At 62.6% G+C, this 17,474-nt stretch carries 13 protein-coding genes; 6 read left to right on the forward strand and 7 right to left on the reverse strand.

Annotated elements, in window-relative coordinates; translation table 11 throughout:
- Positions 1-25: 25 nt before the first annotated feature.
- The 3 genes from J2Y48_RS10625 to J2Y48_RS10635 all read right to left on the reverse strand — a co-directional run bounded on the left by J2Y48_RS10625 (position 26) and on the right by J2Y48_RS10635 (position 2,508).
- Positions 26-763, reverse strand: a complete 738-nt coding sequence (locus J2Y48_RS10625) for an SDR family oxidoreductase (protein WP_310416945.1) — start codon at positions 761-763, stop codon at positions 26-28.
- Between the two features lie 180 nt (positions 764-943).
- On the reverse strand, positions 944-1,807 hold the full coding sequence (locus J2Y48_RS10630) for a 3-deoxy-manno-octulosonate cytidylyltransferase (RefSeq protein ID WP_310416947.1): 864 nt from the start codon (positions 1,805-1,807) through the stop codon (positions 944-946).
- A gap of 14 nt (positions 1,808-1,821) precedes the next feature.
- Complete coding sequence (locus tag J2Y48_RS10635) at positions 1,822-2,508, reverse strand: glycosyltransferase (protein ID WP_310416949.1); 687 nt, start codon at positions 2,506-2,508, stop codon at positions 1,822-1,824.
- A 222-nt stretch (positions 2,509-2,730) separates the two neighbouring features.
- Here J2Y48_RS10635 and J2Y48_RS10640 point away from each other — a divergent pair, with 222 nt between their 5' ends.
- A complete protein-coding gene (locus tag J2Y48_RS10640) occupies positions 2,731-3,681 on the forward strand; it encodes a glycosyltransferase family 92 protein (RefSeq protein ID WP_310416951.1) in 951 nt (316 codons plus the stop codon).
- A 31-nt stretch (positions 3,682-3,712) separates the two neighbouring features.
- Here J2Y48_RS10640 and J2Y48_RS10645 read toward each other — a convergent pair whose 3' ends face one another.
- Positions 3,713-4,453, reverse strand: coding sequence for a membrane-anchored protein (locus J2Y48_RS10645; protein WP_405030213.1), 741 nt, complete (start codon positions 4,451-4,453; stop codon positions 3,713-3,715).
- Between the two features lie 178 nt (positions 4,454-4,631).
- Between J2Y48_RS10645 and J2Y48_RS10650 the strand changes: the two genes are divergently transcribed.
- The 5 genes from J2Y48_RS10650 to J2Y48_RS10670 all read left to right on the forward strand — a co-directional run bounded on the left by J2Y48_RS10650 (position 4,632) and on the right by J2Y48_RS10670 (position 12,008).
- Positions 4,632-7,139: a heavy metal translocating P-type ATPase gene (locus J2Y48_RS10650; protein ID WP_310416954.1), complete on the forward strand. Its 2,508-nt coding sequence runs from the start codon at positions 4,632-4,634 to the stop codon at positions 7,137-7,139.
- Positions 7,136-7,546: a Cu(I)-responsive transcriptional regulator gene (gene cueR, locus J2Y48_RS10655; RefSeq protein WP_310416957.1), complete on the forward strand. Its 411-nt coding sequence runs from the start codon at positions 7,136-7,138 to the stop codon at positions 7,544-7,546. The genes J2Y48_RS10650 and cueR overlap by 4 nt, the downstream gene beginning before the upstream one ends.
- A gap of 95 nt (positions 7,547-7,641) precedes the next feature.
- On the forward strand, positions 7,642-8,793 hold the full coding sequence (locus J2Y48_RS10660; protein ID WP_310416959.1) for an aromatic ring-hydroxylating dioxygenase subunit alpha: 1,152 nt from the start codon (positions 7,642-7,644) through the stop codon (positions 8,791-8,793).
- Between the two features lie 141 nt (positions 8,794-8,934).
- Positions 8,935-10,431, forward strand: a complete 1,497-nt coding sequence (locus J2Y48_RS10665) for a S10 family serine carboxypeptidase-like protein (protein WP_310416962.1) — start codon at positions 8,935-8,937, stop codon at positions 10,429-10,431.
- Positions 10,432-10,577: 146 nt separating this feature from the next.
- Positions 10,578-12,008, forward strand: a complete 1,431-nt coding sequence (locus J2Y48_RS10670; protein WP_310416966.1) for an aldehyde dehydrogenase family protein — start codon at positions 10,578-10,580, stop codon at positions 12,006-12,008.
- 122 nt (positions 12,009-12,130) lie between these two features.
- Here J2Y48_RS10670 and J2Y48_RS10675 read toward each other — a convergent pair whose 3' ends face one another.
- From J2Y48_RS10675 to J2Y48_RS10685, 3 genes are all read right to left on the reverse strand, one after another.
- Complete coding sequence (locus J2Y48_RS10675; RefSeq protein WP_405030204.1) at positions 12,131-15,010, reverse strand: DNA translocase FtsK; 2,880 nt, start codon at positions 15,008-15,010, stop codon at positions 12,131-12,133.
- A gap of 309 nt (positions 15,011-15,319) precedes the next feature.
- On the reverse strand, positions 15,320-16,501 hold the full coding sequence (locus J2Y48_RS10680) for a hypothetical protein (RefSeq protein WP_310416969.1): 1,182 nt from the start codon (positions 16,499-16,501) through the stop codon (positions 15,320-15,322).
- Positions 16,502-16,660: 159 nt separating this feature from the next.
- Positions 16,661-17,284 (reverse strand): DUF922 domain-containing protein, encoded by a 624-nt coding sequence (locus J2Y48_RS10685; protein ID WP_310417765.1) that lies wholly within the window; start codon positions 17,282-17,284, stop codon positions 16,661-16,663.
- Positions 17,285-17,474: the final 190 nt, after the last annotated feature.

The following is a 17,474-nucleotide window of genomic DNA, read 5'->3' on the forward strand; positions in this document are numbered from 1 at the left end:
TTCGGTGTCAACGCATGCATGCCGCTCAATGGCTGTTCATGCGCTCGAACATCGCCTCGCCCTGCGTGCGGGTATTGACCGACGTGCCAACCAGCACTTCGTTCTTGTCTGCTTCCAGTTGGCAGAGGACTTCTGCGGCGAAATCATCAGCGGACATCATATATTGCTGTGCGGCTCGGGCGCTACGCCTGCCGCCACCGAGGTCCGTGTCGACAATGGGAGGGACAATCTCTACGACCTTGATGCCGCTTTCCTTCAATTGATGACGCAGGGAGAGCGTCAAGGAGTGAAGAGCGGCTTTTGTGGCGCTGTAAACGGGTAGTTCAGCGATTGGTACGAATGCCAGCCCCGAGCTGACGTTGGCGATTACGGCGTCTCGCTGTCGGTGCAAGAGCGGCAGAAGCTCGCTGATCAAGTGGATCGGAGCCGTGAAGTTGATGGCAACCTCTTGATCGAGACTGGCGAATGCGCCGCTCTCCCAAAACGAGCGGCGGTGCTGAACGCCGGCATTGTTGATCAACACATTAAGGGTGGGCTGATGGCTGTTCAGCCACTTCACCATAGCCTGCCTGCTTCCAGAATCAGCGACGTCGCAGACCTGCGTCACCAATGCAGGCACAGCCGCCTGCGCCTTTGCAAGGGCCGCCTGGCGCCGCCCGCAAATAATGACCCGGTTGCCGCGCTGTGAAAGCCTTTTGGCCAGAGCGAAACCAATTCCGCTCGCGCCACCGGTGATCAGGATGGTGTTGTCCGTCAAGTTCATCGTCGCGCATCCTGTATGTAGAATAGACGAGCGCGGACGAAAATCCGAGTCCCGGCGCTATTCCATCAGGCTTTTTGAGCACTATGGCACAGGGGCGGTGGTGCCGTTCTCCAGTCCAGCCGTTCCTTGTTGCACCGGAAAGCGGCTATCCTCGGTGATTGCCGCTTGGCGGGAAATCGGTCAGCTGCGATTCGACCGTCGTTTCAAAAACCCTGGCTTGAGCCCTCGCAGCAGATTGTCCGCCGCGCGGATGAAGCTTGTCAGCGAGATGAGCTTGTCGACTTCGCTGTCGGTGTTGGAGAGCCGTTCCGACAGCACTTCGGACGCGGTGAGTGCAATTTCTGCCGGAGGAATCTCGGGAAAACGCTCGGCGAGCGCGCGATAGGCGTTGACGCCCACACCGCCATGGATGGCAATTCGGCCAAGCCGCGCCATCAGGCGAAGAAAGACCTGCTCGAAGGTCCAGTCGTGGACGGACACGACCCGCCACTGCTCGGTCCGTCTGGCCGAAAAGCCGGCCAGTGTGATCATGGAGGCCAGCCTCAGTTCGCTCAACCATACGGTGACAGCAAAGCCGCTCGTCGGCGTCTTGCCGGCGGTATAGAAATCATCGAAGTGCCCGAGCAGGTCCAGATGGCCGGTCGGGGCGTTCTTGAAGTCCGCCGCCGTATTGAGCCTCTCCTCCGCATTGAGCCTGATGTTCATGATGCCGAGAAAATCAGCCGTTTCGAAGAAGGACAGGACCTCCTCCACTTCACCGCGGTAGACGATATTCGACCCGCGCGGTTGCCCTCGCGAAACAAGCAGGGCATGTCCGCGGAAAGGCTGATCCAACACCTTGAACACCCGGTTGAAGAACACGAACAGAGCCGTGGGCGGATATTGGGTGCGCAGTGCCGCGACGTCCACCGCGGCGCTGTTGGCGACAAGCACGATATGGGAGTAGGACGAAAGGAGCTGGCTCCACTCTTCCGGCCGCGTCAGTCCCGCGGCCGCCCCCGGCGGAGGCAGGCCCTGGTCCGCGGGCTGGCCCGGCGTTTCCACGACGGCGATCCCGGCTACTTCTGCTGCACCGAAACGACACGATCGCGCATCGCAAACCATTCCGGCGCATAGTCGTCGTTACGGTACTCGTCGAAATAGGGGCCGCCATCGGTGAAATGGACGAGGTTGGCGTCCTCGCGGTACTCGTACTCGTTGACCAGATAGTTCCAAACGACCGGGATCGCGCCGATCTGCTCATCGTTTGCGAGCCACTTGAACTGGTGCAACTGGAGCCCGGTGGCGGTGTTGACGTAGTCCCGTGTCAACGCCTCGCATCTGGCGTTGTTGAACAGGATCATGCTCGACCAGTTCTTTTTTTCATATTTCGTTTGCGTCTGGCCGAGAAACTTCGTCTCGACCTTCGGGACGTAGTCATGCTTGACACACATAGCAGCATATCTGTCATCCCGAAGGGACCAGAGCTTGGCGATATCCGCACGGGCAAGCATGTCGCAATCCATGAAGATGCTCCAGCCCTCGTAGTTGCTCAGGTAAGGGACAAGGAATCGGGAAAAGGAAAACTCCGTCGACTGCAACGGATTGCGTTCGCGGTTGAAAATACCGCCGAGATTGTTGAGGACGATCGGAAAAAACGCCACCGGGGCGCTGGAATGTTCAACTATGCTTTGACAAAGGACGTGATAAGCGACAATTTCTTTGGAATCGAAGCCGATAAAAATGCGTATAAGGTCGTCTTTCATGCCGATACCTTCCGCTTTCTTCCGCCTGTGGCGCTTCACTTAGTTCATCTACTGCCCTTAATTCGAATTCCGATACTGTAACCGCTTTTAGGTGTGCATGAGGACTGGAGTGATGTCAATGCGAAGCGGCCGCGTGGCGGGCGGCACTAGGTCTGGCCCGGAGGTCTGCCGGGCCGTATAGTACCGACCTCGCCCGTGTGCGCGCTGGCCGATGGAGGCGAAATGCGCTGGTTTGGCAGAAACAGAAGCGGCATCAAGGCACTTTCCATTACACCGCCGGCGCCCGATCCCGGACGAAGGGGAATTGCCATTGCCGTCTGCATCAAGAACGAGGGGCACTACATCGAAGAATGGGTCCGCTTCCACAGGGCCGTCGGTGTTTGCCATTTCATTGTCTATGACAATGAATCGACGGATGAGACCTGTGACATTCTCCACCGCATCCTGAAGCCTCAGGAGTTGACCATCGTGCCCTGGGCCGGCCGGATCGTGTCGGGCAAGACGGACCAACTCATCGATGGGCAGGTGCACGCCTTCGCGCATGCCATTCTCAACTTCGGCGGCCGCTTTCGCCGGATGGCGTTTATCGACGCCGACGAGTTCCTGTTGCCGCGAAAGGGGGCGACGATCGAGGACGCTCTCGTCGCGACCGGCGATTTCCCCAACGTCTCGCTCCCCTGGCACATGTTCGGAACCAGCGGGCACAAGACTAGGCCCGTCGGACCTGTCGTCAAAAACTACACGAGACGGTGCGCCGATCCGCTCGCACGGCAGGAACACTCCAGCAATTTCAAATGCATCGTGGATCCCTGCGAGGTCGTGGAGGTGACGATCCATCAGTTCAAGACGCGACAGTTCGGCGACCTGACGATGAACGATGCGGGCTTTCGGACCAGCCGACGCGGGCGCAAGGAACGGCAGTTTTATTCCAACGCCTACCTCCAGCTCAATCACTACTACAGCAAGTCCGAGGAGGAGTTGGCCGCAAAGATGGCGCGTGGCTCCAATTATGTTGTTTCCGCCGAACGGTTCGCGGAAAAGATCAGGATTACGATGCAGAACATCGAGCAGTCCGAGGTGGAGGATCGCGCCATGGTCGATTTCATCGCCACCCATGGCATTAAACTGCACGACGATGACCTCACCGGTGGGGAAAGCGTGGTGCAGCAATAAGGAGGACGCCAAGCGATCTGGTGGCCGACTGTCAGCCCTCTCCGTTCCAAAGCGGTATTCCGCTTAATTCGGCGACATCCGGGTCGGCGGTGAAGATGGGATAGCGACGGTCGCGAAGGGCCTGGAGAGCCTTCTGATCCATGTCCTTGTGGAAGCGCGGCAAATTTTCCTGGTTATAGACATGGCCGTTCGCTTGCGGGCTGATTCCGGTCAGGATCACCGCCCGCGCGCCGTTATAGAGGGCGAACAGAGCTGCATAAATGCCGTTCGAGCACTTGTATTCCCGGTCCAACTCGTCGCTCTTCAAGCCGCACAGGCGATCGAGAAGGGCCATGCGCTGATAGCGGTCGATAAGGCGCAGGTCATCATACTGGTAGTCAAAGGCTTGCAACCCCTCCCGCAACGAGTGGAGCCCCTCGCGCCAGAGCAGGACATAGAGCGCGCCGGTGCGCTGGCCCTTCAGAACGCGCCTGACCTCCAACGCATTCGTGTTGTCTCCGCGAACCTGGTTGAACATCATGAAGGTGATGTCGGGCTTTTCCATCCCCCACTTTGCCGTCACCATCTGGGATCCGTTGACGGTGATCACCCGAAAACGCTCGTCGAAACCGGCCGGTCTGTTCGAAGTGGGCGCGGACCCGACCACGACCACTGGGCCATCGAAGGGCGCAGATGCCAGCGGCGGGCGCGGCCGAAGCAGGTTGTACTTGATCCGGCGATAGAGCCGGGTCTTGATGTCCGTGAACGTCACGCTGATCCACCCATCCGTAATCCGCCCGGCTAAAATTAATCCCGCATTGCGTGCCACTGTCAATGTGCGTGCATGGGCCGGCGAACACATGTGCCATGGGAATTGCAGCGGGTAAGCCGAAAGCGAACTCGGAAAAAAATCTCTTGACCTTGACATCATGGGAAGGTGCACGATCTGGGCAAAGAAAGGAGCGTGCATCATGCTCACAGTCAACGAGCCGGAAGACCGGCAGACGATCAAGCTCTCCATCGAGGACATGACATGTGCCTCGTGTGTCCGTCGGGTCGAGAAGGCAATCGAAAACGTGCCGGGCGTTGCGGGGGCGGCGGTCAATCTCGCGAACGAGAAGGCCGACGTGACGTTCACCGGCAAGCCGGACGTGTCGGCCGTCGCCGAAGCGGTCCGTGCGGCGGGCTATGGCGTTGCCGAGGAGACGCTGGAGTTTCCGGTCGAGGGGATGACCTGCGCGTCCTGCATCGGTCGCGTCGAGAAGGCGTTGAAAGCCGTGCCCGGCGTGATCGACGCCAGCGCAAATCTTGCGAACGAGCACGCCCGGGTTCGCTTCCTTCGCGGTGCCGTAACCTTCGACGATCTGGCGCTGGCAATCGAGAAGACGGGTTATCGGGCCGTGCGCGAGGCCGCCACGACCGATACACCTTCCGACGAGGACCGCCGCGCCGGCGAGATCGCTGCACTCCGCCGCGCGCTGATCGTCGCTGCCGTGCTGACCACCCCCCTCTTCGTCATCGAGATGGGTGCGCATGCGGTGCCGGCCTTCGGGCACTACATCCATGAAACACTTGGCATGCAGACGAGCCGCGTGATCCAGTTCGTCCTGGCGACGCTCGTGCTGGCGGGACCGGGTTTGCGCTTCTTCAAGAAGGGGGTTCCGAGCCTCCTGCGGGGCGCGCCGGACATGAATGCGCTGGTAGTGATCGGCACCGCAGCCGCCTGGAGCTTTTCCACCGTCGCGACCTTCGCGCCCGGGCTGCTTCCGGGCGGCGCGGCTAACGTCTATTTCGAGGCGGCGGCCGTCATCGTCACGCTGATCCTCGCGGGGCGTTACCTGGAAGCGCGCGCCAAGGGGCGCACCGGCGAAGCGATCCGCCACCTGGCCGGCCTTCGCGCCACATCCGCCCGAATCCTGAAGGACGGACAGCCGGTGGACGTTCCGCTCGAGGCCGTCGTTCCAGGCGACATCGTGCTGGTGCGTCCGGGCGAGAAGGTCGCGGTCGATGGCGAGGTGACGGAGGGCCGTTCCTACGTCGACGAATCCATGATCACCGGCGAGCCGATGCCGGTCGAGCGCAAGGCGGGCGACCTCGTCACCGGCGGCACGATGAACACGACCGGATCGTTTTCCTTCCGCGCCACCCGCGTCGGCGCCGATACGGTGCTGTCGCAGATCATCCGTATGGTCGAGGACGCGCAAGCGGCGAAATTGCCGATCCAGGCGCTGGTTGACCGTGTCACCGGATGGTTCGTACCGGTGATCATCGTGGTCGCAGTCGCCACCTTCGGTCTCTGGTATGCGTTGGGCCCGAGCCCGGCGCTGGCGCATGCGTTGGTCGCAGCCGTCGCCGTCCTGATCATCGCCTGCCCCTGCGCGATGGGGCTTGCGACGCCGACCTCGATCATCACCGGCACCGGCCGCGCGGCCGAGCTCGGCGTGCTGTTCCGCCAGGGCACCGCACTGCAAACGCTGGAATCGACCAATGTCGTCGCCGTCGACAAGACCGGCACGCTGACACTGGGCCGGCCCGAGCTAACGGAGATCATCCCCAATGGCGGCTTCAATCGCAACGAAGTGCTTTCGCTGGTCGCCGCCGCGGAGGTCCGTTCCGAGCATCCGATTGCGCTCGCGATCCATCAGGCAGCGAAGTCGGAAGGGCTGGACATCCCGGCTGCGGAAGCCTTCGAGGCAAATTCCGGCCGAGGCATCTCGGCGATCGTCTCCGGCCACAAGGTCGACGCCGGCTCGGTTGGCTTCATGGCAATGCTCGGGCTGGACGTCACGCCGTTCGCAAGGGATGCGGAACGGCTGGCCGCGCAGGGCGCCTCGCCGCTCTATGCGGCCATCGACGGCAACCTTGCCGCCCTCTTCGCCGTCACCGATCCGGTCAAGCCGACGACGAAGGAGGCGATCGCGCAATTGAAGGCGCTGGGCATCGAGGTGGCGATGATCACCGGCGACAACCGTCGCACCGCCGAGGCCGTCGCCGCCATGCTCGGCATCGACAAGATGATGGCCGAGGTGCTGCCGGACGGAAAGGTCGCCGCGGTGAAGTCACTCTCTGAAGGCGGCAGGAAGAAGGTCGCGTTCGTCGGCGACGGCATCAACGACGCCCCGGCGCTTGCCGCAGCCGACACCGGCATTGCCATTGGCACCGGCACCGACGTCGCGATCGAAAGCGCCGACATCGTGCTGATGGCCGGCGACATGCGCGGGGTTGCCACCGGCATTGCCCTGTCCAGGGCGACGATGCGCAACATCCGCCAGAACCTGTTCTGGGCCTTCGGCTACAACGTTGCGCTAATCCCGGTCGCCGCCGGTGTGCTCTATCCAGCCTTCGGCATCCTGTTGTCGCCGGCGATCGCGGCAGGCGCGATGGCGCTGTCCAGCGTCTTCGTCGTCAGCAATGCACTCCGGTTGAAGCGGTTCCGTCCGGCCGGGAACGCCGGCAAGACCAAGGAGAGTTTGGCATGAACATCGGCGAAGCGGCGGCGGCCACTGGCGTGACCGCAAAGATGATCCGCCACTACGAAGCGATCGGCCTCATCAACGAGGCCGGTCGAACCGGCTCGGGCTATCGCACCTACGGGCCAAAGGATCTCGCCACCCTCACCTTCATCCGCCGCGCCCGGGACCTGGGCTTTTCCATTGCCCAGATCCGCGACCTGCTGGCGCTCTGGCAGGACCGCGGCCGTGCATCGGCGGACGTCAAGCGCATCGCCGCCACGCATATCGACGAGTTGACCGCGAAGATGCGCCAGTTGCAGGAGATGGTGATGACGCTGCAGCACCTTTCGACCCATTGTCAGGGGGATGACCGGCCGGACTGCCCCATCCTCGATCGATTGGCGACGGGTGAGGACGGCAGGGCGTGCCACTAGCAGTCAACATTGATTGACAGTTCATTCAATACGGATGAGATTTATCTCCGGATTTCAGCTTGTTCGCCATGACATGTCTGTTGGGGAGGTAAACGATGAACGAAATCAGTGGGCTGCCGCCGGAGTCCCCTCTCCTTGATCGCTGCCCGCCCTCTCTTCCCGCACGCGCCTATTTCGATCCGGGCTGGTACGCAGCCGAAGAGAAGGCGATCTGGCGCCGGCACTGGATCTACGTCGGGCGGGACAACGACCTGCTGCCGATGACCATGCGGCGGCTCGCCGTCGGCGGGCAGAACCTCATTCTCGTCAAGGACCGCGACGGCAACGTCACCGCCTTCCACAACACCTGCCGCCACCGCGGCGCCGAGCTTTGTCCTTCCGACGAAAAGAGCCTGAAGTCGAAGCTCATTGCCTGCCCCTATCATCAATGGAGCTACAGTTTGTCGGGCGAGCTGGTGCGCACGCCCTTCGTGTCCGCCACGTCCGACTTCAGAAAAGAGGATCACGGCCTCTTCCGGGTGCATGTCCGCGAATGGAGCGGCTTTCTCTTCGTCTGTCTTGCCGACGACCCGCCGGATTTCGCAGCGGCTCCCGATCTCGGCCCGGACGCGCTCGACAACTGGCCGATGCGGAACCTCGTCACCGGCCACACCTGGATCAAGGAAATTGCCTGCAACTGGAAGATCTTCTGGGAGAATTACAATGAGTGCCTGCACTGCCCGGGCATCCATCCTGAATTGTCGGAGATGGTGCCGATCTACTCCAAGGGCTACATGGCGCCGAACGAGGCTCCGGACTGGCGACCCGAGACCGATCGGCACAATCCGGTTCTGAAGGCGGGCGCGAAAAGCTGGACCATGGACGGCAAGCCTTGCGGTCCGGAATTTGGAGGCCTCACCGACGCCCAGCGCGACGCCGGGCAGACGTTCGTCACCCTGGTGCCGACGATGTTCATCGTGGCTCACGTCGATTATGTCCGGGTCGTCTCGCTGCGCCCGCTCGGACCGGAACGGACGGAACTGAAGGCTGAATGGCTCTTCCTGCCCGAGACGCTTGCGGCGCCGGGATTCAACCTGGAAAACGTGGTGAACTTTGCCAGCCTGGTCATGCGCCAGGACGGCGACGCCTGCGAGATGAACCAGCGCGGGTTGAAGAGCGAGAAATTCGAGCGCGGCACCCTGATGCCGCAGGAATTCGAGGTCTACCGCTTCCAGCAATGGGTACAGGGCGCGATGGAGATGAAATAGCGGCGCATTTCCAGATTCGCCACGGCCTCTGCCCGATTTCGTTTCGCCGGTCGCGCTGCGATCAATTAGTGTTGAATTTCGATAGGCCGGCGCCGTCCCTAGACTGGTACCGAAAGGGAGACGAGCGAAAGGAGCCCGGCTTTGCGTTTTAAATCCCTGTTGGCCGTCGTTGCCCTGCTTTTCTTTGCCGTTCCCTCATCCTTGCCCGCGCAGGATCGGGGCGAGGACCAGAACCAGGAGCAGAATGGCGGCATCCTGAGCCTTTTGCCCGCCGATGCCGTCACCCGGCACGTCTTGAAGCTCCCCAGTGGTGAGCTCGCCTATACCGCCACCGCGGGCACGCTCGATCTGCGCGATCAGGACGGCAAGACCAACGCCAAGGTCTTCTACACCGCCTACGTGGCGGAAGGTGCTTCTGTAGATCGTCCGATCACCTTCGCTTTCAACGGTGGCCCCGGTGCGGCCTCCGCCTACCTGCATCTCGGGCTGGTCGGTCCGCGAATCGTCGAATTCGATGCGCGCAATCGAAACGGCACGCAGCCGCGGCTTGTCGACAACCCCGACAGCTGGCTCGCTTTCACGGACCTCGTTCTGATCGATCCGGTAGGCACGGGGTGGAGCCGCGCGGCCGGAAAGGATGCGGAATCTGCCTATTGCGGCGTGCGGCAGGACGCCCAGAGCCTGGCAAAGGCGATAGCGCTCTATATTCAGCGAAACGGCCGCGTCGGTTCGCCGAAATACCTGCTTGGCGAAAGCTATGGCGGACTTCGCGCGGTGAAGGTGGCAACCGCGCTGAAGGACGAACAAGGGATCGTCGTCTCGGGAATCGTCATGGTCTCGCCGCTCATCGATGGCCGGCTTGTCCTGGGTTCATCCGACGATCCGTTGGGTGCGGCGGTGCAATTTCCGTCGTTGGTCGCGGCGGAACTGGAACGCAAGGCTACCTTCAGTGAACAGGCGGTAGCCGAGGCGGAAAAATTCGCGATGGGCGACTATCTCGTCTCCCTTGCCGGTCCAGCCCCCATGGGAGAGACCGGCGACCGCCTCTACGCACGCATTGCGCAAATGACCGGCATCAAGCAGGAGGCCGTCGCCCGGGCCAGGGGCTTTGTCGGTGACATCTACACGAAGAACCTCGCCGCAGCCGAGGGCAAATTCGTGAGTCCCTATGATGCCGCCGTCCTGATGGACGACCCCTACCCGGAAACGGCGGACGACCGCGGGGCGGACCCGATTCTGGACGGGTATACACGGGCCTATGGCGCGGCCTTCGCGAGCTACGCCCATGACGAACTGCGCTTTTCCACCGAGTTGTCCTATCGCCTCCTCAACAAGGACGTGAACCGGCGCTGGGACTGGGATGGCACGCGTTCGGACGTCAGCGCCGTGCGGGATCTACGCGACCTCTTGTCGGTGGTGCCGTCGTTTCGGCTCCTGGTGGCGCACGGCTACAGTGACACGCTGACCCCTTACGGCGCCAGCCGCTATGTCATCGATCACCTGCCGCCTTCGCTCACCTCCGGACGAGCGGACCTTCAGGTCTATCGCGGCGGCCACATGTTCTACACCGAGCCCGACGAGCGGCAGAAATTCACCGCCGATGTGCGGAACTTCTACGCCGGATCTGACAAGGACTGATCGAAAACCCATCACACTTTGAATAATGTGATCAAATTAATTTCCGTCGAGCTATTGCTCTTTGTCGCGGAGGAGTCGACAGTCGCGCGGACTCGCCAACCGGCTCGGTGGGGCGAAATTCGGAAAAAATGCGACGGGAGGAAAACATGCTCGACAAGCGCAAGTTCTACATCGACGGCAAGTGGGTCGATCCGCTGAAGGCCAACGATCTTGAGGTCATCAATCCGGCGACGGAGAAGCCGATCGCCTGGATTTCGATGGGCACGGCCGCCGATATCGATCGCGCTGTTGCCGCGGCCAAAAAGGCATTCGCCACCTACAGCCAGACGAGTGTGGACGAGCGCATCGCGCTTCTGGAGAAGCTGCTTTCGATCTACAAGCGCCGTTACGACGAGATGGCCCGCACGATCACGCTCGAACTCGGCGCGCCGATCACCATGAGCACCGAGCAGCAGGCGGACGTCGGCGTCGGTCACCTGCAGGGCTTCATCGATGCTCTGAAGCGCCTGAAGAGCCGTGACGTGCTTCCGAACGGCGACGTCGTTCGACGCGAGCCGATCGGTGTCTGCGGCCTGATCACGCCCTGGAACTGGCCGATCAACCAGATCGCGCTGAAGGTCGTGCCGGCCCTTGCGACCGGCTGCACCTGCGTTCTTAAGCCCTCCGAATTCACGCCGCTGAACGCCCTCCTCTACGCCGAGATGGTCCATGAAGCCGGGTTCCCGGCCGGTACCTTCAACCTGGTCAACGGCGACGGCATCGAATGCGGCGCGGCCCTCTCCAAGCACAAGGACATCGACATGATGTCGTTTACCGGCTCCACCCGCGCCGGCATTGCCGTCAGCAAGGATGCGGCCGAGACCGTCAAGCGCGTGACGCTCGAACTCGGCGGCAAATCGCCGAACCTAGTCTTCGAGGATGCCGACCTGGAGGATCGCGTCGCCGGCAGCGTGGCCGAGTGCTTCAACAACTCCGGCCAGTCCTGTGATGCGCCGACCCGGATGCTGGTGCAGCGTTCGGTCTACGACAAGGCCGTCGCGATCGCGGAGAAAGCAGGCAAGGCCGCCACGGTCGGCAATCCGGAGAACGAAGGCGGCCACATCGGGCCGCTCGTCTCGCACATCCAGTTCGGCCGCGTTCAGGCGCTGATCGAGGCGGGTGTTGCCGAGGGCGCGCGCGTGCTGGTTGGCGGCCCGGGCAAGCCGCAAGGCTTCGAGACCGGCTACTTCGTCAAGCCGACGATCTTCGCCGACGTCAACAACAACATGCGCATCGCGCGTGAAGAGGTGTTCGGTCCGGTCCTGGCAATCATCCCCTTCGATACCGAAGAGGAAGCGATCGCGATCGCCAACGATACGAACTATGGCCTTGCCGCCTATGTCCAGACAGGCGATCCGCATCGCGCCGAGCGTGTCGCCGCGCGCCTTCGCGCCGGCATGGTCCACATCAATGGCGGGCCGCACCGCTACGGCAGCCCCTTCGGCGGCTTCAAGCAGTCGGGCAACGGCCGCGAAGGCGGCATGTTCGGGCTCGAGGACTTCCTTGAGGTCAAGACGGTGCATCGCCCGGATGCATGATTGACATTGTCCGCCGCTTCGACACCGAGGCGGCGGATGCCCATTCAGTTCGCGTCACGCCTTGACTGCCCCTATGGCGATCGGCGCGGTGGACTACCACGGATCAAGCCGTGGCAAGCCCCTCAATCCTCGTCATCTGCAATCTCCATGGACGGCACGCTGTCGCGGTTGCCGTTCAGGATTTCGCGCTTGCCCACATGGTTCGCCGCGCCGACCAAGCCGTCGCGCTCCATCCGTTCGACCAGCGAGGCGGCGCGATTATAGCCGATCGAGAGGCGGCGCTGGATATAGGAGGTCGAGCACTTGCGGTCGCGCAGCACGACCTTGACGGCCTTGTCATAGAGGTCGTTGCCGTCCTCTTCGCCCATCGCCGATTTGTCGAACACCGCAGTGTCTTCCGGCTCGGCTGCTTCCTCCTCGTCTGCGTCCTCGGTGACGGTGCCGAGATATTCCGGCCGTCCCTGCGTCTTCAGATGGGCGACGACGGCCTCGACCTCGGCGTCAGAGACGAACGGGCCGTGCACGCGGGCGATGCGTCCGCCGCCGATCATGTGCAGCATGTCGCCCTGCCCCAGCAGATGCTCCGCGCCCTGCTCTCCAAGAATCGTGCGGCTGTCGATCTTCGACGTGACCTGGAAGGAGATGCGGGTCGGGAAGTTGGCCTTGATCGTGCCGGTGATGACGTCGACCGACGGACGCTGCGTCGCCATGATCAGGTGGATGCCGGCGGCGCGTGCCATCTGCGCCAGCCGCTGGATCGCGCCTTCGATCTCCTTGCCGGCGACCATCATCAGGTCGGCCATCTCATCGACGATGACGACGATGTAGGGCATCGGCGTGAGGTCCATTTCCTCCTGCTCGTAGGTCGGCTCGCCGGTTGAACGGTCGAACCCCTTCGGCACGTCGCACATCACCGTTTCACCATTGGCGCGAGCGGTGGCGGCGCGGGCATTGAAGCCGTCGATGTTTCGCACGCCGAGGCGCGACATCTTGCGATAGCGGTCCTCCATCTCGCGCACGGCCCATTTCAGCGCCATCACGGCCTTCTTCGGATCGGTAACGACGGGGGTCAGAAGGTGCGGGATGCCGTCATAGACGGAAAGCTCGAGCATCTTCGGGTCGACCATGATCAGCCGGCATTCCTCCGGCCGCAGCCGGTAGAGCAAGGACAGGATCATCGTGTTGATCGCCACCGACTTGCCCGAACCTGTGGTGCCGGCGACGAGCAGATGCGGCATCTTGGCGAGTTCGGCGATAACCGGCTCGCCGCCGATCGTCTTGCCGAGGCACACCGCAAGCTTGAACTTCGTCTCCCAGTAGCTCTCGCACTCGATCAGTTCACGGAAATAGACGGTTTCGCGCACGGCGTTCGGAAGTTCGATGCCGATGACATTGCGGCCGGGGACGACGGCAACGCGCGCCGAGAGCGCCGACATGGAGCGGGCGATATCGTCGGACAGGCCAATGACGCGCGAGGACTTGACGCCGGGTGCCGGCTCGAATTCGTAGAGGGTGACGACCGGACCTGGCCGCACGTCGATGATCTCGCCCTTGACGCCGAAGTCCTCGAGGATGCTTTCGAGCAGGCCGGCGCTCTGCTCCAGCGCTTCCTGCGTCATGGTGTGCGCCTGCTCGCCTGCCGGCTGCTGCAAGAGGTCGACGGGCGGGAATTCATAGTCGGGATTGCTGTCGACCGCAAAGAACAGGCCGGAGCGGGCGAGCGAACGGGAGGGCGTGAGCGCCGGCCTGGCAACCGGAGCCGCAGCAGCCGGCGTGACCGCGTTGCCGTGTTCAGCCGCCGCAGGCACGACCTCTTCAACAGCAGGAACGGCCGCCGGGACTTCGTCCGGCAAGGCCGCGAAGGCGGACAGCACCGGGGGCATTTGCCACACACCGGCCGTCGCCGTCACGTTGATGGTCGAAGCCTGGAAGGCCGCCAATGACGGCAGCGTCGAGTATGACGCATAACTTGCGGCAACCTCGATCTGCGTGACTGCAGCAGCTGCCTCGGGCGCCGCCTCCGTGTGCAGACGGGAGCCCGGCGGGACGGAGGCGCGCGAGGCGACCGCTGACGCCAAAGCCTGTGGGGCGGGCGCCTTCGCCGCCGTCGCGTTTGCGAGGGGATTTGGCCGCACCGTATGGCTTGCGACACTCGCGGACGGACGCGCTGCGGCCACGACGCCGGGGGCAATCGACCGTGGCATCGTGCTGGCAGGTTCGGCCTGGACCGCATCGGCCCGCGTCGCCCGCGTGGCTGGTACAGCATCGATCGGTGCAGCGGCATCTCTCTTGAGGTTCCTGAGCACCACCTCGCGGTAGAGTGACGCGGGCGATTCAGGGCTTGCACTGAATTGGGGCAGCGTCACGCGATCGGCCGGCGCGAGGTTTGCGAGGTCGACACCCGGGCTCATGATTTCCCAGAGGGCGTAGTCTGAAATGCAGAGTCCGAATGCCCCAGCCGGCGGGACCTCGACGGCGGCGGCGGCGCTGGATTTCGCCGCGAGCGGGTCTGTCGGCGCCGCTTCGCGAGCGGCCGGATGCGGCCCCTGGGGAGCAGCCTGCCGCACTTCGCGACTGGCCTCGGTCATCTCGCGCTTGAGGCGCAGGTAGAGCGCCAAGGCGCCGTTGTCGCCTTCGACGCTCTGCGCAGCGGTGGCCTCCGGCAGCGCACTGCGCGGCTCGGTCGACGGCGCGCGCACATGCCCACTTTCGATCTTGCGCATGACCGTGCTGTCCAGGTTTTCGGAAGCCACATTCGGCACCGGCGCAGGAGTGACTTCCTGCGCGACCGCGAGTTCGTCGACGGCGGCATCGACAGCCTCTTCCGGCTTTGTCGGCTCGATCGCCGGGCCAGGCTTGCGCGCATATGCACTTTCCGGCGTTCGCGTGAAACGGACATTCGGCCCGAGAATGAACGCGCTCTGCCAGGCTGGCAAATCTGCGCCGGCCTTCACTTCTCCGGTGACGGTCATGCCGGGGAGCGTCACTTCGGTTTCTGGCAAGGCTTGGCTCGCGCTAACGCTATGGGTCGCGGAGACGTCTTGAGCGGTGGACAAATTTGTACGGGAAGGACGCATGGAAACCTGCAACGCTGGAACTACCGGAAGGCATGAAACCCCTGCCCCCGGAATAGAAAATAAAGGTTAACAGCCCCTTTCCAACGAGGCCCCTGAAGCCTGCCGGACAAGGCGCCAAATCGGCCGGGCGCGTGTTATTAAATTTTCAAAATCAGGCACTTGAGCCGACGGCGCATGGGGGTTTGTGAAATTTTCGTGCGCTTCGGGCTGGACCACAGCCGGTTCGGCCGGGGTTCACAAAAGTAGCAGTTTCTTGACGAGCGAAAGCACGTCGTCGAAAGGGATCTGGGTGATGCCGACAATGGCAAACGGCAACAGCGTCATGGCCGAAAGCGGCAGTATGGCGCCGCGGGACAGGAGCCCCGGAGATAGCTTCCGGGCGCTTTCATAGAGCTTGCCCGGATCGGGTATCTCAGTGTCGGCCGCAGGTTCCTCCGTGCTATCTGCGACAATGTTGCGCGACAGCGTCTTGCGCTCGTCCTGGCGCAGGCGTTGCGTGGCCTGGGTCGCCGCTACCAGCATTGTCGCCTCGCGCAGCCGCTGCAATGGCGCCCTGAAGGCCGAAAGCGGATAGGCAAAGAAACCGAGCACCAGCGCGAGCCAGCCCCCCATGATCGTGGTCAGCGTCCTTATCGAAAGTGCTTCTGCCGCGATGTGCTTGGCGAAGGCGGCTGCTATGGCACAACTGAGACCGAACATGAACGTCCGATAGGCATTCGGATAGTCTGCCAGAAAGGCAAGGCCACCTTTGCCGTCGGGATGGTTTGCCACCAGGCGCAGTTCGAGCGAAGCGATTGCGCGCAACAATCGCGACCAGACGTAATGCCGCCAGAATCCGCGCAGCAATAGGAACCAGAAGAGCGGGAGACTTACGAGCAGCGCCCACCAGCCGGCGAGCGTAACGTGGCCGGCAGTCCCCGCCCATGGAAGTCCGCCCCCCTCCAGATGATGCGTGACTGCCGAGAGCGCTGCGAGATATCCAAGCGCAAGGCAGACGGTTTCGGCAAGACGCGAACTGCGCAGCCGAAGTGCATCGCTTACGGCTGTGGCCGCAGCCGGCATTGCTTCTGGGGCGATCAACGGCGCAGCCGCGAAATGGCGCAGCTTCACCCGCAGACGGTCCTCCACCTGCTGCTCCGCAAGCACAAGTGCGCCGATTGCCAGCACAAACCGCCCCCACAGGCTCACATCGGTGAGGTAGGTTTCGCCAAAGGGCTGAAGGCGCAGGCTGTCGGGCAAGGCAAGGATCAAGGGGACGAGCCAGGCTATGGCGATGTAGATCAGCGCGCGTCGGGGTGCGTTGAGGGCATCCTTTTTCAGAAGCCCCATCCATTCCTGCAGCTCGAAGAACGGCCCTCCCTGATAGGCGGGATAGTCGGCAAACTGGACGCTTTCGCGCGGAGCATGCTTGGCCATCATGTCCTCCCCGTGACAGCGGATTCCGCGAGGCCTCCGGCAGGAGGCGGGCTCAATGCTACCTCATTGCTTTAAAAATCGGAATCGGTATTCAGGACGAGTCGGGAGACCGGGCACAGGTCGGCCGCCAGAGAGCGGGTGGACGCACGCGCTTTGTGGTTACAGAGGTCCGAGCCCGTCGTTCACGAGGTCGACGACCAACTGGCGGACGTTGCCTCCGCTCTTCAGTTCGGCACGGTCAAAGTCGCTGTCGCGCTTGCCTTTCGCTTGCGAGATTGGGCCGAGCCGCCGCGTGAGTTCCTTCCTGATCTTTCTGCAATCCGGATCGTCGGCCACGGCCAAGCCAACAGAAACTTCCTCGATTTGGCGCACCATGTCCTTGATGAAGTCGCCGTGCACGCGTTCATGGGCCTCAACTCCTGCAAAGAACGTCTCCCATTTGGCGCGGACCGGCGTCGGCAGCTTCTTGGCGGGTTTCGGCAGCATGTAGGTGATGACTAGGTTGGGACGCGCGGAGGCGAGCACGCAGCCGCCGTTCCTCGGTTCATACTTGCGTGACCAGGTCAGCTTGAAATCGGTGAACGCGATGGCCCGACTGCCTCTGACCTCCGGCCCCCGCTCGCCGATCGAGTGGTAGAGTTCCATGCCGGTGGTTCCGTTGATGGCGTAGGTTCGGACTTGTTCGACCGCCTGCCATTCCGCGCGTGCAACCGCAGGCATTGAAAGCAAAAGAGAAATCAGGACGCGCACAACAGCAGAATTCAAGGGGACCCCCAAGGACATACAATCATTCGCGCGGAAACTACCCACCAGCCGCGCCGCGTTCAAGCACTGCGACAGGGATCATCATGAACGCTGAACTGCCTGCAACTGGGTTTCGTGCTGCCGAGGCGCTGAAGCTGCCTGGCACCGTCTGCCTTCTGCCACACGACAGAGGGAAGGCACGAACCGACTCAATCTTGATCGACAACGC

The organism is Mycoplana sp. BE70 (assembly GCF_031455855.1).
Classification (GTDB): domain Bacteria; phylum Pseudomonadota; class Alphaproteobacteria; order Rhizobiales; family Rhizobiaceae; genus Mycoplana.